Raw genomic sequence first — 21,538 nt, 5'->3', positions numbered from 1 at the left:
CGTGACATGGACCAGGAGGTCCGGATGACCAGCCACGAGGACGAGTACCTGCTCTACCAGGTCGCCTCCCTGTACTACGAGCAGAACAGGACCCAGGAACAGATCGGCGCGGAGCTCCACTTCACCCGGTGGAAGGTCGGGCGCCTGCTCTCCGAGGCGAGGGACGCCGGGATCGTCCGCATCGAGGTCGTCCACCCCAAGGCCCGCATGCGTGACCTGGAGGAACGGCTCCGCGACGTCTTCGGACTGCGCGACGCGGTGGTCGTGGCCGCCGACCAGAGCGACGACGAGCGGCTGCGGGCCCGCGTCGCCGAGGCGGGCGCGGAGTACCTCGCCCGGCTCCAGCCCGCACCGCGGCAACTGGGCGTCTCCTGGGGCCGCACGCTCGACCTCCTCGCCGCCCGGCTCCAGCACGGCTGGGCCGACGGGGTGCACGTCGTGCAGATCAACGGCGGGCTCAGCCGCTCCCGCACCCCCACCTCGGCGCAGGACATGGCGGGTCGGATCGCGCACCTCGCCCGCGGCACCCTCAGCGTGCTCCCGGTGCCCTCCATCGTGGAGAAGGAGGCCACCCGGCGTCTGCTGGAGGAGGACAGCGCGGTCGTCGACGTGCTCACCCAGGCCGCCTCCGCGGACACCGTCCTCTTCAGCCCCGGCGGCATAGGCGCCGACTCCGTGCTGGTCGGCTCCGGCTACCTCACCGCCGACGACCTCGCGGGCCTGGCCGCCGCGGGCGCGGTCGGGGACGTCGCGGGCCGGTTCATCGACGCGCGCGGCGCGATCGTCGACCCCTCCCTCGACGACCGCACCCTCGGGCTGCCCCTCGACCACCTGCGCTCCGCCGCCGTCTCGGTCGCCGTCGTCTCCGGCACCGCCAAGCACGCGGTCTGCGCGGCCGTCGTCTCCAGCGGCCTCTGCAACACCCTCGTCACCGACCACCACACCGCCACCCGGCTGCTCGACACGGCCGCGGCGGACCGGCGTTGAACGCCGGCGTCCCGGTCACCCGGAAAGGAGGAACCGTGCACAAGCCCGACACCGCCCCGCCGCGGCTCGTCATGCGCGGCATCGTCAAACGCTTCCCCGGCACCCTCGCCAACGACGGCGCCGAACTGATCGTGCGCCCGGGTGAGACCCACTGCCTGCTCGGCGAGAACGGCGCGGGCAAGAGCACGCTGATGAAGATCCTCGCCGGGTCCTACCGGCCCGACGAGGGCGAGATCCTGCTCGACGGCGAACCCGTCGAACTCACCGGGCCGCAGGCGGGTCTCGCGCACGGCATCGCGGTGATCTACCAGGAGCTCGACCTGGTGCCCGATCTGACGGTGGCGCAGAACCTGCTCCTCGGCCACGCCCCGTCCCGCGGCCCCTTCGTCCGGCGGGCCCGGCGGGCCGCGCTGGCCCGGGAGGCCGTCGACAGGGTGGGCGGCGACTTCGACGTCGACACCCCGGTCCGCGACCTGCCCATCGCCGCGCAGCAGCTCACCGCCATCGCCAAGGCCCTCACCGCCGACGCCCGGATCATCGTCATGGACGAGCCGTCCGCCACCCTCGGCGAGACCGACCTGCGCAGGGTCTTCGAGGTCATCCGCTCCCTCACCGCCCAGGGTCGGTCCGTCATCTACATCTCGCACCGTCTGGAGGAGGTGCTGGAGATCGGCGACCGCGCCACCGTCCTGCGCGACGGGCGCACGGTCGCCGTCCGCGACCTGGCGGGCACCACCGCCGACCGGTTGGTCGACGACATGATCGGCCGGGCCACGGCCCTCACCGGCACCACCGACCGCCCCAGGCCCGAGGGCCCGCCCCTGCTGGACATCGCGGCCGTGCGCAGCCCCGGCCTCGTCGACGTCTCCGGGATCCAGGTGCGCGCCGGGGAGATCGTCGGGCTCGCCGGGCTCGGCGGGGCCGGGCGCACCACGCTCCTCAAGGCGCTGTTCGGGGACAGCCGTGCCGCGGTCTCCGTCACCCTCGACGGCGCCCCGGTCAGACTGCGCAGCCCCGCCGCGGCCGTCCGGGCGGGCCTGGCCCTGGTCCCCGAGAGCCGCAAGGAGCAGGGCCTCATGCCCGGTCTCTCGGTCAGCCGCAACGCCGCCGTCGCCGCGCTCTCCGCGCCGCCCTGGCTCGCCCCGCGCGGCCGCGGGCGCCGGCTGTCCGCGCCGGTCCTCGACGGCCTCGGTGTCCGCTGCTCCTCCCCCGACCAGCCGGTCGGGAAGCTCTCGGGCGGCAACCAGCAGAAGGTCGTCCTGGCCAAGTGGATCACCAAGGGGTCCCTGAAGGTCCTTCTCCTCGACGAACCCACCCGGGGCCTCGACGTCGGCGCCAAGGCCGACCTCTACCGGCAGGTCCGCGCTCTCGCCGACCAGGGCGTCGCCGTCCTGCTGGCCAGCAGCGAACTGGGCGAACTGACCGCCAACGCGGACCGGATCTGGGTCCTGCACGAGGGCCGCAACGTCGCCTGCTTCGACCCCCGCACCACCGACGAGAACGACATCGCGCACACCGTCGTCACCGGCACCGTCCCGGCGGGCGCGACCACCGCCCGAGCGACACCCCCTGGAGCACCGTCATGAGCACACCCACCACGGCGGCCGATCAGACCGCGGCCACCGGCCCCCGGAGTCCGGGGAAGGACTCGGCCAGGCGCCGGGGCACCGAGCTGATCGTCCGCTTCAACCTCGTCCTGGTCTTCCTCGCGCTCTGCGCGGTCGCGAGCGTCCTCGCGCCGGAGTTCCTGACCACCCGCAACATGTCCAACCTGCTCCAGCAGTCCGCGCTGACCGGGATCGTCGCGGTCGGGATGACCCTGGTCATCCTCACCGCCGGGATCGATCTGTCGGTCGGGAGCGTCGCCGCCTTCGGCGGGATGACCGTCGCGCTGCTGATCGACAAGGACCTGAACTTCCTGCTGGCCATCGCGGTCAGCGTCGCGGCCGGAGCGGTCTTCGGCGCCGTCATGGGCGGCCTCTCCGCGTACCTCTCGCTACCGGCGTTCATGACCACTCTGGCCGGGCTGACCGCCATCCGGGGGCTCACCTACCTGCTGACCGACGGCGAGCCCGCGGGCGGGGACGTCCCGCACGCCTTCCAGCTCCTCGGCGGCGGATTCGTCGGCTACGTGCCCATCGTCGGCCTGATCTTCGTCGCCGTCGCCGCCGGTGCCGGACTCCTGCTGCGCACGACGACCTTCGGCGAGTACATCTACGCCGTCGGCAGCAACAAGGAGGCCGCCCGGCTCTCCGGACTGCCCGTCCGGGCGGTCGTCACCGCCGTGTTCGCCATCTCCGGGGCGCTCGCCGCCCTCGCGGGCGTGCTGCTCACCTCGCGTCTCACCATCGGCCAGCCCACCGCGTTCAACGGCCTCGAACTCGACGCCATCGCCGCCGTCGTCCTCGGCGGCACCAACCTCTTCGGCGGACGCGGTGGCGTCATGGGCACCTTCGTCGCCGTCCTGCTGCTGTCGGTGCTGCGCAACCTCTGCAACCTGATGGGCCTCGGCTCCTTCTTCCAGATGGTCGTGACCGGCCTGATCCTCGTCGTCGCCCTCGTCCTCAACATGCTGATAGAGAAGCGGGGTTCCCGTGCCTGACACCGTCGCGACCTGGACAGCCCCCGGCAACGCCGTGCTCCGCGCGAGCCTGGACGCGCTCCCCGGCGTGGACGAGGCCGGTGTGCACGCGCGGGTCGCCGCCCTCGCCACCCGCTCGGTCAAGACCTCCGCCAAGGCCCGCGCCATCGATCTCGCCGTCCGGATGGTCGACCTCACCACCCTGGAGGGCGCGGACACCCCGGGCAAGGTGCGTGCCCTGGCCGCGAAGGCGCTCAGGCCCGACGCGTCCGCCCCGGACGTGCCGCCGGTCGCCGCCGTCTGCGTCTACCCCGACCTCGTCCCCGTCGCCGTACGGGCCCTGCGCGGGAGCACCGTCGGGGTCGCCTCGGTGGCGACGTCCTTCCCCGCCGGACGGGCTCCGCTGGAGGCGCGCCTCGCCGACACCCGCGCGGCCGTCGCGAGCGGCGCCACCGAGATCGACATGGTGATCGACCGCGGCGCCTTCCTCACCGGCGACTACCGCAAGGTCTACGACGAGATCGTCGCCGTCAGGGAGGTCTGTGCGCGGTCCGACGGCGAACCCGCCCATCTCAAGGTCATCCTGGAGACCGGTGAACTCGCCGGCCACGACGACGTGCGCCGGGCCTCCTGGCTGGCGATGCACGCGGGGGCCGACTTCATCAAGACCTCCACCGGCAAGGTCTCCCCCGCCGCCACCCCCGACGTCACCCTGGTCATGCTCCAGGCCGTACGGGACTTCCGCGCCGCCACCGGCCGCCAGGTGGGCGTCAAACCCGCGGGCGGCATCCGCACCACCAAGGACGCGCTGCGCAACCTCGTCCTGGTCGAGGAGACGGTCGGCGCCGACTGGCTCGACCCGCGCTTCTTCCGGCTCGGCGCCTCCAGCCTCCTCAACGACCTGCTGATGCAGCGCGCCAAGCTGACGACCGGCACGTACTCCGGTCCCGACCACTACTCCGCGGACTGAAAGGGACCAGAACCCATGCCCCGCCCTCTCTCCCCCGCCGACGGCGCCCCGGCCCGCCCGGCACCGCTCGGCTACGCGCCCGCGCCCGAGTCGCGCGCGTCCGTCCGGCTCAGGCCGGCCTACGGCCTCTTCGTCGACGGGTCGTTCACCGAGCCGGGCGACGCGACGTTCACCTCCGTCAACCCCGCCGACGAGCAGCCCCTCGCCGAGGTGACCACCGCGACCGAGGCCGACCTCGACCGTGCCGTCGCCGCGGCCCGCCGCGCCTTCGACGGCGTCTGGTCGCGCACCAGCCCGGCCGAACGCGGCAAGTACCTCTACCGCATCAGCCGGATCATCCAGGACCGCGCGCGTGAACTGGCCGTCCTGGAGAGCCTGGACAACGGCAAGCCGATCAGGGAGAGCCGCGACGTCGACATCCCGCTCGCCGCCGCCCACTTCTTCTACTACGCCGGGTGGGCCGACAAGCTCCCGTTCGCCGTCCCCGGGGTCCCCGCGCCCCGGCCGGTGGGGGTCGCCGCGCAGGTCATCCCGTGGAACTTCCCGCTGCTGATGCTCGCCTGGAAGATCGCCCCGGCCCTCGCGGCGGGCAACACCGTGGTGCTGAAACCCGCCGAGACCACCCCGCTCACCGCCCTCGCGTTCGCCGAGATCTGCCAGGAGGCGCAGCTCCCGCCCGGTGTCGTCAACATCGTCACCGGCGCGGGCGGGACCGGACGCGCCCTCGTCTCCCACCCCGGGGTCGACAAAGTCGCGTTCACCGGTTCGACGGACGTCGGCCGGGAGATCGCCCGTGCCGTCGCGGGCACCGGCACCCGCCTCACCCTGGAACTCGGCGGCAAGGGCGCCAACATCGTCTACGCGGACGCCGCGCTCGACCAGGCGGTGGAGGGCATCGTCACCGGCATCTTCTTCAACCAGGGGCACGTGTGCTGCGCCGGTTCGCGGCTGCTGGTCCAGGAGTCGGTGGCCGAGGAGGTCGTGGGGCGCCTCAAGGAGCGCGTCACCCGGCTCCGCCTCGGCGACCCCCTCGACAAGAACACCGACATCGGCGCCATCAACTCGGCCGCCCAGCTCGCCCGGATCCAGGACCTCGCCCGCGCCGGGCGTGAGGAGGGCGGCGAGCAGTGGTCGCCCGACTGCCCGCTGCCCGGCAGCGGCTACTGGTTCGCGCCGACCGTCTTCACCGGCGTCACCCAGGCGCACCGCGTCGCCCGCGAGGAGATCTTCGGGCCCGTGCTGTCCGTGCTGACCTTCCGCACCCCCGAGGAAGCCGTCGCCAAGGCCAACAACACGCCCTACGGACTCTCCGCCGGGATCTGGACGCAGAAGGGCAGCCGGAGCCTGTGGACGGCCCGCCGGCTGCGCGCCGGAGTGATCTGGTCCAACACCTTCAACACATTCGACCCGGCCAGCCCCTTCGGCGGGTACCGCGAATCCGGCTACGGCCGCGAAGGCGGACGGCACGGACTGGAGGCGTACCTCGATGTCTGACCACACCACCGCCCAGGACGCCGTCCCCGGGCGGCTCCCGGTGCCCAAGACGTACAAGCTGTACGTGGGAGGGGCCTTCCCGCGTTCCGAGTCCGGCAGGAGCATCCCGGTGACCGCACCCGACGGCAGGCACCTGGCGCACGCCGCGCTCGCCTCCCGCAAGGACGCCAGGGACGCCGTCGTCGCCGCCCGCGCGGCCTTCGCCCCGTGGGCCGCCCGCACCGCCTTCAACCGGGGCCAGATCCTCTACCGGATCGCCGAGATGATGGAGGGCCGCCGCGACCACTTCGCGGGGGCGGTCGTGGACGCGCTCGGCGTGCCGCGCCCCCGGGCGGAGGAGGCCGTCGACGCGGCCGTCGACCGCTGGATCCACTACGCGGGCTGGACCGACAAGGTCGCCCAGGTGCTGGGGGGCGCCAACCCCGTCTCCGGTCCCTTCGACAACGCCTCGGCGCCCGAACCCACCGGTGTCGTCGCGGTGTTCGCGCCCCAGGACGCCCCCCTGCTCGGCCTGGTGTCGGTGCTGGCCCCGGTGATCGCGACGGGCAACACCGCCGTCGTGGTGGCGAGCGAGAGCGCCCCGCTGCCCGCCGTCGTCCTCGCGGAGGCCCTCGCCACGTCCGACCTGCCGTCCGGGGTGGTCAACATCCTCACCGGGCGCACGGCCGACGTGGCACCGGCCCTCGCCGCGCACGAGGACGTCGACGCCCTCGACCTCACCGGCGCGGGTGCCCTCGCGGCCGACCTGGAACGGGCCGCGGCCACCACGCTGACCCGGGTGCTGCGGCCCGGCCCGCGGCCCGACTGGTGGGCGCTGCCCGGCCTCGGCCGGATCACTCCGTTCCTGGAGACGAAGACGGTCTGGCAGTCGGTGGGCCGGTGAGCGGGCCGCCGCGCCCGGCGGAAGGTCTTACGGACCCGTGACGTCCGGTGGGCGCGGCCCTGTCCCGCGGGTCGCCGGTCCTAGCGTGGGCGCATGCGAGTACTGGTCACCGGCGGTGCCGGGTTCATCGGGTCCCATGTCGTGGAGGCACTGGCCGCGCGCGGCCACGACCCCGTCGTGTTCGATCTGCGCGCGGGCTCGGACGTCCGCGACGCCGAGACGGTCGCCGCCGCGCTGACCGGCGTGGACGCCGTCTGCCACCAGGCGGCGATGGTCGGTCTCGGCACGGGGTTCGAGGACGCCCCCGTCTACGTGTCCCGCAACGACCTGGGCACGGCCGTGCTGCTGACGGGGATGGCCGCGGCGGGGGTGCGGCACCTGGTCCTCGCCGGTTCGATGGTGGTGTACGGCGAGGGCGCCTACACGTGCGCGGCGCACGGGCCGGTGCGTCCGGGGCCGCGCGCGGGCGCGGATCTGGCGGCGGGGTCCTTCGAACCCCGGTGCCCGCGCTGCGGGGAGCCGGTGGCACCCGGTCTCGTGGCCGAGGACGCGGCGGTCGATCCCCGCAACGTGTACGCCACGACCAAGCTGGCCCAGGAGCACCTGGCGAGCGCGTGGGCGCGGTCGACGGGCGGGACGGCCGTCTCGCTGCGCTACCACAACGTGTACGGGCCGGGGATGCCGCGGGACACCCCGTACGCGGGTGTCGCCTCCTTCTTCCGCTCCGCCCTCGCCCGCGGGGAGGCGCCCCGGGTCTTCGAGGACGGCGGCCAGCGCCGGGACTTCGTACACGTCAGGGACGTGGCGGCGGCCAATGTGACGGCGCTGGAGGCCGCGTCCCCCGCCGGCGCGCTGCGCGTGTACAACACCGGCAGCGGCCGGCCGCGCACGGTCGGCGAGATGGCGCGCGCGCTGGCCGCCGCCTACGGCGGGCCCGAGCCGGTGGTCACCGGCGAGTTCCGGCTGGGGGACGTCCGGCACATCACCGCGGACTCGTCCAGGCTGCGGGCCGAGCTGGGCTGGGCGCCGCGGGTCGGATTCGCCGAGGGGATGCGGGAGTTCGCCTCGGCCGGACTCGCCGGGGACGGGCCCGCGTTCCTCCGGGACGAGGCCCGGCCGGCCCGGGGCTGACCGGGGCCTTCGGAGGCGCGGGCGCGCGGTCCGCCGCGCTCACGCCTCCGCCATGGGCAGGGTGACCTCGAAGCGGCAGCCGCCGGGGACGTTGCGGACGGCGGCCTGTCCGCGGTGGGCCTCCACGATCCCCCGGACGATGGCCAGGCCGAGGCCCGCTCCGGCGGGCGGGGTCCTGGCGTGGCTGCCGCGCCAGCCGGTGTCGAACACCCGCGGCAGGTCCTCGTCCGGGATGCCGCCGCAGCCGTCGGTGACCGACAGGACGACACCGGCGGGCGACCGTTCGGCGGCCACCGCGACCGTGCCGTCGGACGGGGTGCGCCGGATCGCGTTGACCAGCAGGTTGCCGAGGACGCGGCTCATCTCCCGGCCGTCCACCTCGACGGGCACCGCCGCGACCGGCGCGCCGACCAGCCGGACCCCGTGTTCGCGGGCGAGCGGGGCGGCCCCGGCGAGGGCGTCCCCGACGAGGTCGTACACCGACATCCGGGACGGGGAGAGCTGGAGCGCCCCGGCGTGGATGCGGGATAGTTCGAAGAGGTCGCCGACCATGTCGTTGAGCCGTTCGACCTCGGTGCGGATGCGGGTGAGGTAGCGGCCCGGGTCGGCGGCGACGCCGTCCTCCAGCGCCTCGGACATCGCGCGGATGCCGGCCAGCGGGGTGCGCAGGTCGTGGGAGATCCAGGCGACGAGTTCACGGCGGGACGACTCCAGGGTGCGCTCCCTGGCCCGGGACTCGGCGAGCCGGGCGCTGGTGGCCGCCAGTTCCCTGGTGAGGGCGGCGAGTTCGGCGGTGGCGGGTCCGGCGGGCGGGGTGAAGTCGCCGTCGTCGCCGAAGGACCTGGCCGCCAGGGTGAGGGCGCGGCTGCGGTCCACGACCCAGCGGCCGAGGGCGAGCGCGGTGGCGAACGAGACGACGGCCGCCATGATCACGACGGTGGTGACGACGCTGAGGTCGTGCGGGGAGAGGAACATCGCCCAGGCGACGGCGAGCGTCCCGGCCAGCATGGCGGCCACGGCGACGGCGGCCACCACCGTGAGCGACGCGGTGAGCGAGCGGCGCCGCAGCAGTCGCAGCGCGCCCGCGCCGAGGAGTCCGGCACCGGCGGCGCCCAGGAAGGCGTACAGGGCGATCAGGAGCGTGTCACGCATCGGTCCGCCCCTCGCGCGCGGCGGGCGTCTCGAAGCGGTAACCCACGCCCCACACCGTCTGGATGAGGCGCGGCGCGGCGGGGTCGTCCTCGATCTTGCCGCGCAGCCGCCGGACATGCACGGTGACCGTGGAGAGGTCGCCGAACTCCCAGCCCCACACCTCGCGCATCAGCTGCTCCCGCCCGTAGACCCGGCCCGGGTTGCGCAGGAAGAACGCCAGCAGGTCGAACTCGCGGATGGTGAGGGCGAGTTCGACGCCGTCCTTGGTGGCGCGGCGGGCCGCGGGGTCGGCGCTCAGGCCCGCCGCCGCCAGTGGCCGGTCCGGCGGGGCGGGGCGGGCGCGGCGCAGCACCGACTCGACGCGCAGGACGAGTTCCCGGGGGCTGAACGGCTTGGTGACGTAGTCGTCCGCGCCGACCTCCAGGCCGAGGATGCGGTCGTCCTCGTCGCCGCGCGCGGTGAGCATGATCACGGGCACCGCCCCCTGGCGCCGCAACCGGCGGCACACGTCGAGGCCGTCCATGCCGGGCAGCATCAGGTCGAGCACCACCAGGTCGGGCCAGTGGGCGGCGGCGAGGCCGAGGGCGGCGGGGCCGTCGGCGGCGCGGTCCACGTCGTGACCCGCGCGTTCCAGGTAGCCCGCGACCACCTCGGCCACGGTCGGGTCGTCGTCCACCACGAGGACGCGTGCCGGTGCGCCGCGTCCGGTCGGTGCGGGCGCGGCCTGGGGGGTCTCGTGCGGCTGGGGCATGCCGTCCAGCCTGCCACCGGGCGCCCGGGGTCCGCGCCCGGCCGTCCCGACGTCCGCGTTACGTAAGATTCCGACTTCCGATATGTCCGGATTGCGCTCGTAGGCTGAACGCCGTGACGATCTCTCCCCCAACGGAAGCGGACACGGCGCCCGTCGACGTGATCCTCCCCTGTCTGAACGAGGCGGGCGCGCTGCCCTGGGTCCTCGACCGGGTGCCGGCCGGCTGGCGCGCGCTGGTCGTGGACAACGGGTCGACCGACGGGTCCGCGGAGCTGGCCCGCTCCCTGGGCGCCACCGTCGTGCACGAGGCCCGCCGCGGTTTCGGCGCGGCCTGCCACGCCGGTCTGCTGGCCGCCGACGCGGACATCGTGTGCTTCTGCGACTGCGACGCCTCGCTCGATCCGTCGCTGCTGGTGCCGTTCGTGCGCGCGGTCCGCGCGGGCACCGCCGATCTCGTCCTCGGACGGCGCCGCCCGCGCCCCGGCGCCTGGCCCGCGCACGCCAGGGCCGGGAACCTCGCGCTCGCCCGGATGCTGCGGCGCCGCACCGGACTGCGGCTGCACGACCTCGGGCCGCTGCGCGCGGCGCGCCGCGCCGACCTGCTCGCCCTCGGCCTCACCGACCGGCGCAGCGGCTACCCGCTGCAGATGGTGGTGCGCGCCGCCGACGCCGGGCTGCGGGTCGCCGAGCGGGACGTGCCGTACCTGCCCCGCACCGGCGCCTCGAAGGTCACCGGCACCTGGCGCGGGACCTGGCAGGCGGTGCGGGACATGCGCCGGGTCCTGGCCGAGGCGCCCGCGACGGGCGGCGCCCCCTGTCCCACGTCCCGAGGAGCGGATCTGCCGTGACCACCCTGCTCGTCATCGCGAAGGAACCCCGGCCGGGCCGGGTCAAGACGCGGCTGACCCCGCCGTTCACGCCCGTCGAGGCCGCCGCGCTCGCCGAGGCGGCCCTGGCCGACACCCTGGCCGCGGTGCTGGCGGCGCCCGCGCGGCGCCGGGTGCTCGTGCTCGACGGGGCGCCCGGACCGTGGCTCCCGCCGGGCTTCGACGTCGTCCCGCAGCGCGACGGAGGTCTCGACGAACGGCTGGCCGCGGCGTTCGCGGGCTGCCGGGGACCCGCGCTGCTCATCGGGATGGACACCCCGCAGGTGACGCCCGAGCTGCTCACCGTGGACTTCGCCGAGTGCGACGCGTACCTCGGACCGGCCGTCGACGGCGGCTTCTGGGCCCTCGGCCTGGCCGCGCCCGATCCGGCACTGCTGCGCGGCGTCCCCATGTCGACGCCGCACACCGGCGCGGCGCAGCGGGCCCGGCTGGACGGGGCGGGCCTGCGGGTGCGGGAGCTGCCCCGGCTGCGTGACGTCGACACCGCGGACGACGCCGTGCGGGTCGCCGCCGAGGCTCCGGACAGCCGCTTCGCGGGTGAACTCGCCCTGCGCGTCCGGGGAGCGGGCCGTTGAGCCCGGCGGACGGCGGCCTCCCGCGTCCGCGGACCGCCGGTGCCGTGCGGCCGTCGGCCGCCGGGACGCCGTCGCCCCGGCCGCCCTCCGCCGCGTCCGGGCGACCTGGCGTGCGCACCCGGTCGCCGGGCCGGGGCGCGGCCGGCCGTCCGGTGCCCGCGGGCGAGCCGTCCTGGTCGGCGGATCTGTACGCCGCCGCCCTGCGGGCCGGGCACGGTCCCCTCTACCTCCGGCGCGCCGACGGCAGTCTGCTGCCCCTGGAGGTCGAGCGGTGGTGCGCCGAGGCGGACGCCGTGGACCTGGAGGTGGTGCGGTGGTGCGAGGGCGCCGTCCTGGACGTGGGCTGCGGGCCGGGACGGCTGGTGGCGGCCCTAATCGCGGAGGGCCGCCGGGCGCTGGGCATCGACGTCAGTGACGCGGCCGTCGCCCGCACGGTCGGGCTCGGCGGGCCCGCCCTGCGCCGCTCCGTCTTCGACCCCGTGCCGGGCGAGGGACGCTGGGGCACGGCCCTCCTCCTCGACGGCAACCTCGGCATCGGCGGCGACCCCCGCGCGCTCCTCGACCGGCTGGCCCGACTCCTCGCCCCCGGTGGCCTGTTGATCGCGGAGACGGTCCCGGGCGACATCGACGAACGGGAGCTGGTCCGGGTCGACGACGGACGCGGGGGCGGCGGCGCGCCCTTCCCGTGGGCCAGGCTCGGCACCCCCGCGCTGCTGCGGCTGGCCCGTTCGGCGGGCTGGCGCCTGGACGGTCAGTGGGCGGCGGGCGGCCGCCGCTTCGTGGCCCTGCGCAGCCGCGCCGCGAGCAGGACGGCGGAGCAGCCGAACAGCACCGCCGTGATCAGCAGCCAGCGGGCGAGGAACCCGTCGCCGGAGAGCGTCGTCGACGCCCGGTAGCGGTCCGCGGTGTCCCCGGAGACCATCGGGAACCACACCAGCAGGAGCAGTCCCGAGAAGACCGCCGGGACACGGACGTACGGGGTCCACGCCCGGCGGTCCACCGAGGTCAGGCCCCGGGCGAGAAGTCTGTCGGCGCCCGCGTAGAGCGGGAGCAGCACCAGGTCGTGCAGCAGGGCGGCGCCCGCGAACCAGAGCGCCACCTCCGTGCCGCGGCCGTCGAGGAGCCGCACCCCGGCGTACCCGGCGAGCGCGAAGGACGACAGGAGGAGCAGGATCCGGAACGGGCTGCCGACCGCCCGTCCGGCGGTGGTCCTTCGCATCACAGGTCTCCGAACGTCATGCGGGCCACCCACTTGGTGTTGAGGACGCCGGGCGCGGCGGGCACGATGACGCGCGCCGGATAGCCGTGGTCGGGGGTCAGCGGCGCGCCCCCGACGAACAGGGCGAGCAGCGACCGCGGATCGCGCACCTGGTTGGCGCGCAGCGCGGCCCGGCGGAACGAGCCGTGCCGCTGGAGCGACTCGACGAGCACGTCGGGCGCGTGGTCCGGGTCGTGGCCGACGAGCGCGGCGAGGTCCCGCAGCCGCACGCCCCGCCAGGGCTGGTCGGAGGTCGACCAGCCCTCCACGCAGGCGATGGGCAACTCGGCGCCGTGCAGCGGCAGTCGCAGCAGCTCGGCGCGGGTCAGCCGGACGGTGCCGCCGCGTCCCTCGACCACCAGGCGCCAGTTCTCCTCCGCGGTCTCCCGGGCGTCGATGCCGGCGACCCGGGCCGTCTTGTTGATCTGGAAGGCGCCCGGACCTGCCCCCGGTTCGGGTCCGCCGTGCGGGGCGAGCAGGGCCGTCTCCCGCAGCGGCCCGTCGAACCCGCGGCCCGCGGTCGTGGCGAACAGCAGCAGCGAGCCGCCCCCGACGACACCGAGGGCACCGCGCCGCGAGACGGTCGGCGGCCCGGGTTCGGGGGACGTCAACTCGTCCCGGGGCGCGCCCGCGTGCTGCCCGGGGTCCGGCAACTGCGCCTGCTGCGTGCGGTGTTCGCCGCGCAGGTCGCGCAGGTTCCGCAGGGCGGCCGGTGTCTTGAGCGCGGCGTGGGCGAGGAAGGCGGCGAAGAAGACCCACGCGCCGTAGAAGTGCAGCGGGTAGAAGGAGCCCGGGAAGACGTAGTCGAGCTGGATGTTGAGGATGCCGGTGGTGAACTCGAAGAGTCCGCCGCCCACCAGCAGGAGCAGCGAGAGGCGTTCGAGGGCGTGCGCGAGGGAGCGCACCGGCGGCAGCGCGAACAACTTCGGTACCACCGACCAGAGTTTGGCGAGCAGCACCGGGACCAGGGTGACGCCGAGCGTCACGTGCGCGCCCTGGGTGAGGCGGTACAGCCAGACCGGCCGGGTGGGCCACGCGAACAGGTAGAGACCGAGGAGGCCCTTGCCCGGTGTCTTGTCGTTGACCCCTGCCAGGCCGGGGTTGTAGGCGGCGTACGAGAGCAGGCCCGTCACGAACAGGACGCCGATCCCGACGAGCAGCACGAGCCCGAGGACCGACGTGAACCAGGGACCGCGCACCGGACTGCGCCAGAAGGCGGGTGAGGAGGGAAGGCGTGGCATGCCCCGACCGTAGGACGCGAAAGGCCCCGGGCCGGGCCCGCGAACCATGACGAAAGTCTGACGTCCGCCCTCGTGGGACGGGGTGCCGGGGCGTCCCGGCCTACGGTGACGACGTGAACCGCGATCTCCTGAACCCCCCGGCCGACCGGTCCTCGCGCCGCGCCTTCCGGGCGGACCTGTCGGCGGTGGGCGGCGCCGCTCTCCTGGTCGCCGTGGCCGCCGTCGTCGGCACCGTGATCGAGCGGCGCGACGGGTCCCTGTTCGTCGACTGGCCCCCGCTGCTGGCCCGTTGGGACCCGCACCTGGGTCCGGGCACCCCGCTGGCGGTGGCGGTCGCCGTCCTGGTCGTCGCGCACGGGCCGCGGCTCGCCGAGCGGCTGGGCCGACGGGCTCTGGCGTGCGCCGCGTGGGCGACCGCGACGGCATGGACGTTCTCGCTCGCGCTGGTCGACGGCTGGCGCACCGGCGTCGCCGGACGGCTGACGACCAGGAACGAGTACCTCCAGGTCATCGACCGCTTCCACGACATACCGGCCGCGCTCGGCGACTTCACCCGGCACATCCTGCTGCACTCCCCCGGCAACTGGCCCGCCCATGTCGCCGGGCACCCGCCCGCGGCCACCGTCACCTTCGTCCTGCTCGACCGGGTGGGCCTGGGCGGCGGGGGCTGGGCCGGGGTCTGGTGCGTCACCGTGGGCGCGACGGCTCCGGTGGCGGTGCTGGTCGCCGTGTGGCGGCTCTGCGGTGAGCGGTCGGCCAGACGGGCGGCCCCGTTCCTCGTCCTCGCACCGGCGGCCGTGTGGGCGGGCACCTCGGCGGACGGCTACTTCGCGGCGGTGGCGGCCTGGTCGGTCGCGTTCCTGGCCCTGGCCGTGACCGGGTACCGGCCCCGCGCGACCGGCTTCCTCTCCGGGCTGCTGCTCGGGCTCACCGCGTACCTCTCCTACGGGCTGACCCTGTTCGCGCTGATCGCGGGGGCGGTGCTGCTCCTCGACCACCGCAGGACGGCGCCCCTCCCCCTCGTCCTCGCCGGACTCGCCGTGGTCCCCGCCGTGTTCACGCTCCTCGGCTTCGACTGGTGGGAGGGGTACCGGCTGCTGGTGACCCGCTACCACGAGGGCGCGGGGGGTGTCCGGCCGTACGGGTACTGGGTGTGGGCGAACCTCGCCTGCGCGGCCCTGATCACCGGACCGGCCACAGTGGCGGGTCTGCGGCGGGCGGCGGTCACCGGGGGCGGGGCGGCCCGGCGCACAGGTGGCGGCACGGGCCCGGAGTCCGTGCCCCCGGCGGAGGACGCGCGGGGCCCGCGCCCCGAGTCCCTGCGGCTGGCCGTGCTGCTGGGAGCCGCCCTGCTGGCCGTGCTGGTCGCGGACCTGTCCGGCATGAGCAAGGCCGAGACGGAACGCATCTGGCTGCCGTTCGCGATGTGGCTGCTGCCCGCGGGCGCGCTGCTCGCCTCACCGCGCGGCTGGCTCGCCGCGCAGGCGGTCCTCGCCCTGCTCCTCAACCACCTGCTGCTGACGGGCTGGTGAGCCGGGGCGGTGCGTTCCGCCCCGGGTCACCGGCCCGGCCCCGGTCCCGCGGGACCGCACGGGCGCTCCGGGTCAGCTCCCGCTGAACGATGTGCCCGTGCGGTCCTCGGCCGCCCGCCAGACGCGCCGTGCCTCCTCGGGGCTCCGCAGGCTGGAGTAGAGCTTCTGCGCGGCGGGCGGCCCCCCGAGGTGGCCGGGGCCGTTCGGACCGTAGAAGCCGCCCGGTTCCGCGTCGGGAGAGGTCGCCGCGTACAGGGCGGGGAGCTTGGCGGACTCCACCGTGCCGAGCAGGATGCCGCGGGAGGAGAGCGCCTTGATGATCCTGCGGCCCGCGGTCTCCCGGTCGCGGCCGATCTCGGGGCGGGCGGAGAGCAGGCTCGTCGGTGCCACACCGGGATGGGCGAGGTTGCTGGTGACGCCCCACCCTTCCGTCCCGCTCCGGCGGTTCAACTCGATTCCGAAGAGGCCGAGAGCGACCTTCGACTGCCCGTACGCCCTCATGGCGTCGTAACGGCGTTCCCAGTTCAGGTCGTCCCAGTGGACGGAGCCCCGGTTGGCCGCCACGCTGATCTGCGAGGTGACGCGGGCCCGTCCCGACCGCAGCAGCGGCAGCAGACGGGCGACCAGGGCGAAGTGGCCGAGGAAGTTCGTGCCGAACTGCAACTCGACGCCGTCCTCGGTGACCTTCCTCTCGGGAGGCGTCATGACACCGGCGTTGTTGATCAGGATGTGCAGGGGAAGGTCCTCTTCCAGCAGCTCCTCGCCCAGCGCGGCGACGGAGGAGAGGGACGCCAGATCCAGGCTGTGCAGACGCACGTCCGCGTGCGGGACCCGCTCCCGGATCGCCGCGAGAGCGGTCTCGCCCTTGCGCGGGTCACGGACCGGCATGAGGACGCTCGCTCCGGCCGCGGCGAGCCGCAGCGCGAGGCCGAACCCCACTCCGTCGCTGGCTCCGGTCACCAGGGCGCGCCTGCCGCGCAGGTCGGGAACGGTGATGTCGATGGGTGCGCGGGGCACGGTCGCCTCCTGGTGCGGGTGTCGGGGTTCCTTCACTGTCGCGGAAGAGGCCGCCGCTGTTCAGGGCCTGCCGATCCACTGATCAGGAGGGCGAGGATCCGCTCCGGCACACCGCCGGAACCGTGCCGGCGGGCAGACGGCACCGCCCGCACCCCGCTGCCGCCGTGACCGATGGCTGCGGGACGACCCCGTCCCCGATCCGCCAAGGGGGGATCGGCGATCAGTGGATACCGGAGCGGCGGAACGGTAGAAAGACGCGCAGGGAGGTGGAGAGGTGATCGATCGGGCTGGGCTGGCGGAGTTCCTGCGCCGTCGCCGGGAATCGCTGCAACCCGAGGACGTCGGCCTGCACCGCGGCCGGCGGCGCCGCACCAGCGGGCTGCGGCGGGAGGAGGTGGCCGCCCTCTGCCACATGTCGACCGACTACTACGCGAGGCTGGAGCGGGAGCGCGGACCACGGCCCTCGACACAGATGATCGCGTCGATCGCGCAGGGCCTGCACCTCTCCCTCGACGAACGGGACCACCTCTTCCGGCTCGCCGGTCACACCCCGCCGGCGCGAGGGGCGGACAGCGAACACATCAGCCCCGGCCTGCTGCGGATCCTCGACCGGCTGCACGACACCCCCGCGGAGATCGTGACCGAGCTGGGCGAGACGCTGCGGCAGACTCCGCTCGGCGTCGCGCTCACCGGCGACCTCACCGCGTACACCGGGCCCGACCGCAGCCTGGGCTACCGCTGGTTCACCGACCCCGCCGTACGGCGGCTCTACGCTCCGGCCGACCACGACTTCCTCGGCCGCATGTTCGTCTCCGGCCTGCGCTCGGTCGCCGCCCAACGGGGTCCCGGCTCCCGCGCGGCCGCGTACGTCGACCTGCTCACGGACCGCAGCGAGGAGTTCCTGCGGACATGGAACCGGCACGAGGTCGGCATCCGCCCCAAGGAGACCAAGAACTTCGTCCACCCCGTCGTCGGCCCCATGGAACTCTCCTGCCAGTCCCTGCTCGACCCCGCGCAGCCGCATCTGCTTCTCGTCTACACAGCCGTTCCCGGCACCGAGAGCCACGAGAAACTGCAGCTTCTCTCGGTACTGGGCGCCCAGGTCCGACCGTAGACAGAACGGCCCCGACGCATCCCGTGGACGACGCGCGGAGCGACCGCGGCCAGAAGGAACGGCCGGTCGGTCGGCGGGAACGGCCGGTCGGGCACCGCCCCGATCCGCAACACCGGCGTCGACGACCGGGGCTGCCGCAACGACCGAGGGCCGGTATCGGATGTCTCCGATACCGGCCCTCGAACAACGACTGTCTCCAGTCGGGACGACAGGATGTGAACCTGCGACCCCTTGACCCCCAGGAGTAGGGGCCACGGTTGTTTTCTGGATTTACCACCCTCAATCAGGGCGTACGAGGTGCAAGACAGGGTTCCTCGTGCACCATCGCGCACACCGTGTGGTCCCCAACTGGTCCCCACAGCGCCGACCTGGACGTCCGCTCCGAGGCGGTGGTCCCCGGCTGAGCACTCGGCGCGGCTGTGCCCGACCCCGAGGTACTTGACGAGGGGCCCATCGAACAGCGCGAAGTCGGGGCCCGTCTCACGCACCAGTTTGTACAGACTCCCCGCTGGATTCGACCCTGGAACACTTATCCCCCCTTCCCGTGATCTTCCTCACAGCCGACACCGGGAGGCAGATCCGTGCACCTACCACCGGTCCCGGAGCTGGCCCCCAAATCAACCTCGCCGAGCCTTCGGCCCAGTCGGAAGAGACGCCTGTGTCATCGCCGACGGAGCATCCGCGACACACACTCGAGGACCGCTGCCGGGTCAGGAAGCGGGTTCGCCAGGGCCGGTCACGGCATGAGATCACGCGACTCTCCGCCTGAGCTCGCGGATGGTGTCCTGCCATATCCAGGAATCGCTGTCGCACCACTCTGCTTCATCCACCGGCTGCCAGGCCGCCAGTTCGTCCAGGCGAGCGATCACCATGGAGGTCTCTGTGTCGGGGATTCCGCTCCCACGGTCGAGTCGCCGTTTGAAGTCGTGCAGGTGAGGACGCCTCTGCCCCAGTCGGCATGAACAGTCCATGTGCGCAGCACACCGAGCGTCCACGTATCCAGTCCATCCAGGAAATCCCGCTCCCTATGGCGTGGGGCGGCTTCGGTTGCTTCCGGAATCTGCGCCGCCAGTCGGCATCTCGGTGCCCGGTCTGCCAGCACCGCTGCGGCCTGGGCCTCTTCCTCCCAGGAGGCGATCAGACGCGCAGCCGCGGCTCGGGCCTCGTCGTAACCCTTCCGAGATTGCTGCGCATGCCTCGCACAATCTCGTACGAAAGGAATGCACGCGTCCCCGGACCTTCCCAGGGCCGCCCGGCCGCGCTCCGCCACCGGCGCCACAGATCCGCCGGCGCCCTGGACACCCGGCTGTTGCCGCCGAGCACGGCGAAAGCCGGATCCCCGAGCGGAAGCTCGGGCGCGGAGAGAGCCGTTGCGGCAGCAGCCACGACAAGCTCCTCCAGGTCGACGAACCGCGCCGCCTGAGCGCGAAGCCTCTCCAGATACCGCGTCTTGACCGTCAGTGACGGCTGCGCCCACTCCTCCAGCCAGGGAAAGTGAGCAACGACGGTCCGGGCCCGATGCAGGCTCCGTCCCGCGCCACGCCAGTGAGCGAAGATCAGGCCCCGCAGCGCCTCTGCGTCCTCACGTACCTTCCGCCGCGATATGTCACCTTCCACCCCTTCCTCGTCATCATCGGGGTCGGCATCCTGTTGAGTGCAGAGGAGTTCGGCGGCTTCCCGTGCCTCGCGATCGGTCCAGCACTCGTCCTCGCCCGGCTCCACGTAGGACTGCAACTGATCCAACAGCCCCGTTCCACCAAGCGCCCCGAGGAACATGCCCACTCCTGTACCCGGCCGGCCCCAGAAGTCGTACGCGGTGCGGTCCACCGCTGTGGGTGGCCTCGCTCCTCTTCCCCAGTGCTCTTGTCGCGCCTGGACGCCGACCAGGGACATCGACAGCTCGCCCGTCCAGTCGCAGGCGCTTCGCTCGCTCCTGGGTGAGGGTTGCGGGAGCCAACGCGACACGGGTTCCGGGTACGTCCCGCACGGATGACCATGTCTGCGGTACGGGCTCGGCACCACATTTCCTGACGCAGCATCACTTCACATCTGATGGTTCTGTTCAGCCCCGGGCGATGCGTCGATAGCGGGCGACGGCGAGCGGCATGAACAGGGCGATGATCGCGCATGCGCACAGAAGCGCGTAGGCGGTCGCGTGCTGGACCGGCCAGGAGTCCGGCGGGACGACCGCCGGCGGGGCCTGGTTGCCGAACAGGGAGCGGGCGGCGGTCGCGGTCGCGGAGACCGGGTTCCATTCGGCGATCGTGCGCAGCGGCTCGGGCATCGTCGTGACAGAGACGAAGGCGCCCGAGACGAAGGTGACGGGGAAGAGCCAGATGAGCCCCGCGCTCTGGGCGACCTCGACGCTCCGTGCCATGAGTCCGATCGTCGCCCCGATCCACGACATGGCGAACGCGAAGAGGAGGACGAGGCCGTAGGCGACGACGGCGTCCAGGGCCGAGCCTTCCAACCGCCAGCCGATCAGGAGGCCGCACAGCGAGGTGACGGTGAGCGTGACGGCGCTCATCGTGAGGTCGGACAGGGTGCGGCCCAGGATCACCGAGCCACGTGGCATAGGCAGTGCGCGGAAGCGGTCGACCATTCCCTTGTCCATGTCCGCCGCGAGGCCGATGGCCGTGAACGAGGCGTTGAAGGTGACGGCCTGCGCGAAGATTCCGCCCATCAGGAACGAGCGGTACTCCGCGCCTCCGAGGCTGCCGCCGAAGACGTAGGCGAGCAGCAGGACGAACATCAGGGGCTGGACGAGCGCGGCGACGACGGCTCCGGGGGTGCGGCGCAGGTTGAGGAGGTTGCGCTCGGCGATCAGCAGTCCGTCGCGGATGGTGCCGACCGGTCCGGTCGGCTTGTGAGCGGTCAGGTTCACGGTCGCCATGCGGGGGCTCCCCTCCGGTGTGCGGCGTGCTGTCGGGTGCCGGCTCCGTGGTGCTCACCGGGCTCGCGCTCAGGACCGTCCGCGTGGTCCTGTACCGGCGGACCGGGTTCCTGCGCGGGTGGGTCGTCGGCGGACCGCGGTCTGCCGGTCAGGGCCAGGAAGACGTCGTCGAGGGTGGGGGGCGCGAGCGATACGTCCCGCACGTCGAGGTGGGCCGCCTGCAACGCGGCGAGCGCGCGTTGCAGCGCCGCAGCGCCGTGGTCGGTGGCCACCGAGACCTTGCCGGTCCGCCGGTCCGTCTCCGGTCGGTAGGGGCCCAACGAGGCCAGCACCTCAGCGATGGCGCCCACGGCCCGGGGTTCCGCCGGGCGGAGGGTGATCCGCTCGCCTCCGACAGCGTCCTTCAGCTCGTTCGCCGTGCCCCGGGCTATGACGCGGCCGTGGTCGACGACGACGATGGAGTCCGCCAGCCGGTCGGCCTCCTCCAGGTACTGCGTCGTGAGCAGGACGGTGGTGCCGTCCGCCACCAGGTCCTCCACGGCCTGCCAGGTGTCGGCCCGGCCGCGCGGGTCGAGACCGGTGGTGGGCTCGTCCAGGAAGACGACGGCGGGCCGTGCGGTCAGGGCACCCGCGAGGTCCAGTCGGCGGCGCATGCCACCGGAGAAATTCCCACTGGGCCGGTCCGCGGCCTCGGTGAGCGCGAACCGGTCGAGCAGGTCACCGGTACGGCGGCGGGCGGTCCTGCGGCTCATGCCGTACAGACGGGCGATGAGGTAGAGGTTCTCGCGCGCGGTCAGGCGTTCATCGACGGCGGCGTACTGGCCGGACAGCCCGATGCGTTCACGTACGGCTTCGGGGGCGTCGCCGACGTCGTGCCCCGCGACGGTGGCGCGGCCTCCGTCCGGGCGCAGCAGCGTGGTCAGGATACGTACCGTGGTGGTCTTTCCCGCGCCGTTGGGGCCGAGCAGGCTGAGCACGGTGCCCGCCGGGGCCCGCAGGTCTATGCCCGCGAGCGCCTGACGGTCGCCGAAACTGCGGGTGAGGCCCTCGGCGACGATCATGTCCTGTTCAC

General features: G+C 73.8%; 19 protein-coding genes. 12 read left to right on the top strand and 7 right to left on the bottom strand.

What is annotated here, in order from left to right; genetic code table 11:
• Positions 1-24: 24 nt before the first annotated feature.
• The 7 genes from GA0115242_RS32690 to GA0115242_RS32660 all read left to right on the top strand — a co-directional run bounded on the left by GA0115242_RS32690 (position 25) and on the right by GA0115242_RS32660 (position 8,046).
• The gene (locus GA0115242_RS32690; RefSeq protein ID WP_093834984.1) at positions 25-987 is read left to right on the top strand and encodes a sugar-binding transcriptional regulator; all 963 of its coding nucleotides are present in this window, start codon (positions 25-27) and stop codon (positions 985-987) included.
• Positions 988-1,022: 35 nt separating this feature from the next.
• On the top strand, positions 1,023-2,573 hold the full coding sequence (locus tag GA0115242_RS32685; protein WP_202556163.1) for a sugar ABC transporter ATP-binding protein: 1,551 nt from the start codon (positions 1,023-1,025) through the stop codon (positions 2,571-2,573).
• Positions 2,570-3,589: an ABC transporter permease gene (locus GA0115242_RS32680; RefSeq protein WP_093834982.1), complete on the top strand. Its 1,020-nt coding sequence runs from the start codon at positions 2,570-2,572 to the stop codon at positions 3,587-3,589. The genes GA0115242_RS32685 and GA0115242_RS32680 overlap by 4 nt, the downstream gene beginning before the upstream one ends.
• A complete protein-coding gene (gene deoC, locus GA0115242_RS32675) occupies positions 3,582-4,538 on the top strand; it encodes a deoxyribose-phosphate aldolase (RefSeq protein ID WP_093834980.1) in 957 nt (318 codons plus the stop codon). Before GA0115242_RS32680 ends, deoC begins: the two co-directional genes overlap by 8 nt.
• 15 nt (positions 4,539-4,553) lie before the next feature.
• A complete protein-coding gene (locus GA0115242_RS32670) occupies positions 4,554-6,032 on the top strand; it encodes an aldehyde dehydrogenase family protein (RefSeq protein ID WP_093834978.1) in 1,479 nt (492 codons plus the stop codon).
• On the top strand, positions 6,025-6,915 hold the full coding sequence (locus tag GA0115242_RS32665) for an aldehyde dehydrogenase family protein (RefSeq protein WP_093834976.1): 891 nt from the start codon (positions 6,025-6,027) through the stop codon (positions 6,913-6,915). Before GA0115242_RS32670 ends, GA0115242_RS32665 begins: the two co-directional genes overlap by 8 nt.
• 93 nt (positions 6,916-7,008) lie before the next feature.
• Positions 7,009-8,046 carry an NAD-dependent epimerase/dehydratase family protein gene (locus tag GA0115242_RS32660; protein WP_093834974.1) on the top strand — a complete coding sequence of 346 codons (1,038 nt, stop codon included), beginning with the start codon at positions 7,009-7,011 and terminating at the stop codon, positions 8,044-8,046.
• A gap of 39 nt (positions 8,047-8,085) precedes the next feature.
• Here GA0115242_RS32660 and GA0115242_RS32655 read toward each other — a convergent pair whose 3' ends face one another.
• Together GA0115242_RS32655 and GA0115242_RS32650 are read right to left on the bottom strand one after the other, a co-directional pair.
• Positions 8,086-9,198 carry a sensor histidine kinase gene (locus GA0115242_RS32655; protein ID WP_093834972.1) on the bottom strand — a complete coding sequence of 371 codons (1,113 nt, stop codon included), beginning with the start codon at positions 9,196-9,198 and terminating at the stop codon, positions 8,086-8,088.
• Positions 9,191-9,949 carry a response regulator transcription factor gene (locus GA0115242_RS32650; RefSeq protein WP_093834970.1) on the bottom strand — a complete coding sequence of 253 codons (759 nt, stop codon included), beginning with the start codon at positions 9,947-9,949 and terminating at the stop codon, positions 9,191-9,193. Before GA0115242_RS32650 ends, GA0115242_RS32655 begins: the two co-directional genes overlap by 8 nt.
• 104 nt (positions 9,950-10,053) lie before the next feature.
• Between GA0115242_RS32650 and GA0115242_RS32645 the strand changes: the two genes are divergently transcribed.
• The 3 genes from GA0115242_RS32645 to GA0115242_RS32635 all read left to right on the top strand — a co-directional run bounded on the left by GA0115242_RS32645 (position 10,054) and on the right by GA0115242_RS32635 (position 12,307).
• Positions 10,054-10,797 carry a glycosyltransferase family 2 protein gene (locus GA0115242_RS32645; protein ID WP_093835016.1) on the top strand — a complete coding sequence of 248 codons (744 nt, stop codon included), beginning with the start codon at positions 10,054-10,056 and terminating at the stop codon, positions 10,795-10,797.
• Complete coding sequence (locus GA0115242_RS32640; protein ID WP_093834968.1) at positions 10,794-11,411, top strand: TIGR04282 family arsenosugar biosynthesis glycosyltransferase; 618 nt, start codon at positions 10,794-10,796, stop codon at positions 11,409-11,411. Before GA0115242_RS32645 ends, GA0115242_RS32640 begins: the two co-directional genes overlap by 4 nt.
• Positions 11,412-11,521: 110 nt before the next feature.
• The gene (locus tag GA0115242_RS32635) at positions 11,522-12,307 is read left to right on the top strand and encodes a class I SAM-dependent methyltransferase (protein ID WP_370672339.1); all 786 of its coding nucleotides are present in this window, start codon (positions 11,522-11,524) and stop codon (positions 12,305-12,307) included.
• Positions 12,308-12,629: 322 nt separating this feature from the next.
• Here the strand turns inward: GA0115242_RS32635 and GA0115242_RS32625 are convergent, their stop codons facing one another.
• Positions 12,630-13,910, bottom strand: coding sequence for a molybdopterin-dependent oxidoreductase (locus tag GA0115242_RS32625; protein WP_093834964.1), 1,281 nt, complete (start codon positions 13,908-13,910; stop codon positions 12,630-12,632).
• A gap of 113 nt (positions 13,911-14,023) precedes the next feature.
• On the opposite strand from GA0115242_RS32625, the gene GA0115242_RS32620 reads away from it, so the two are divergent.
• Positions 14,024-15,442 (top strand): hypothetical protein, encoded by a 1,419-nt coding sequence (locus tag GA0115242_RS32620; protein WP_256089809.1) that lies wholly within the window; start codon positions 14,024-14,026, stop codon positions 15,440-15,442.
• A gap of 72 nt (positions 15,443-15,514) precedes the next feature.
• Here the strand turns inward: GA0115242_RS32620 and GA0115242_RS32615 are convergent, their stop codons facing one another.
• Positions 15,515-16,459 carry an SDR family oxidoreductase gene (locus GA0115242_RS32615; protein WP_093834962.1) on the bottom strand — a complete coding sequence of 315 codons (945 nt, stop codon included), beginning with the start codon at positions 16,457-16,459 and terminating at the stop codon, positions 15,515-15,517.
• A gap of 274 nt (positions 16,460-16,733) precedes the next feature.
• Between GA0115242_RS32615 and GA0115242_RS32610 the strand changes: the two genes are divergently transcribed.
• A complete protein-coding gene (locus GA0115242_RS32610) occupies positions 16,734-17,573 on the top strand; it encodes a helix-turn-helix transcriptional regulator (protein ID WP_093834960.1) in 840 nt (279 codons plus the stop codon).
• Between the two features lie 1,137 nt (positions 17,574-18,710).
• On the opposite strand, the gene GA0115242_RS32605 is transcribed toward GA0115242_RS32610, so the two are convergent.
• The 3 genes from GA0115242_RS32605 to GA0115242_RS32595 all read right to left on the bottom strand — a co-directional run bounded on the left by GA0115242_RS32605 (position 18,711) and on the right by GA0115242_RS32595 (position 21,527).
• Complete coding sequence (locus GA0115242_RS32605; RefSeq protein WP_176729952.1) at positions 18,711-19,349, bottom strand: hypothetical protein; 639 nt, start codon at positions 19,347-19,349, stop codon at positions 18,711-18,713.
• A gap of 286 nt (positions 19,350-19,635) precedes the next feature.
• On the bottom strand, positions 19,636-20,466 hold the full coding sequence (locus GA0115242_RS32600) for an ABC transporter permease (RefSeq protein ID WP_093834958.1): 831 nt from the start codon (positions 20,464-20,466) through the stop codon (positions 19,636-19,638).
• Positions 20,454-21,527, bottom strand: a complete 1,074-nt coding sequence (locus tag GA0115242_RS32595; protein ID WP_093834956.1) for an ATP-binding cassette domain-containing protein — start codon at positions 21,525-21,527, stop codon at positions 20,454-20,456. Before GA0115242_RS32595 ends, GA0115242_RS32600 begins: the two co-directional genes overlap by 13 nt.
• Positions 21,528-21,538: the final 11 nt, after the last annotated feature.

Source organism: Streptomyces sp. SolWspMP-5a-2, from assembly GCF_900091845.1.
GTDB lineage: Bacteria > Actinomycetota > Actinomycetes > Streptomycetales > Streptomycetaceae > Streptomyces > Streptomyces doudnae.
The sequence above is the reverse complement of the archived record's forward strand: the minus strand, read 5'-3'. Positions and strand labels throughout refer to the sequence as shown.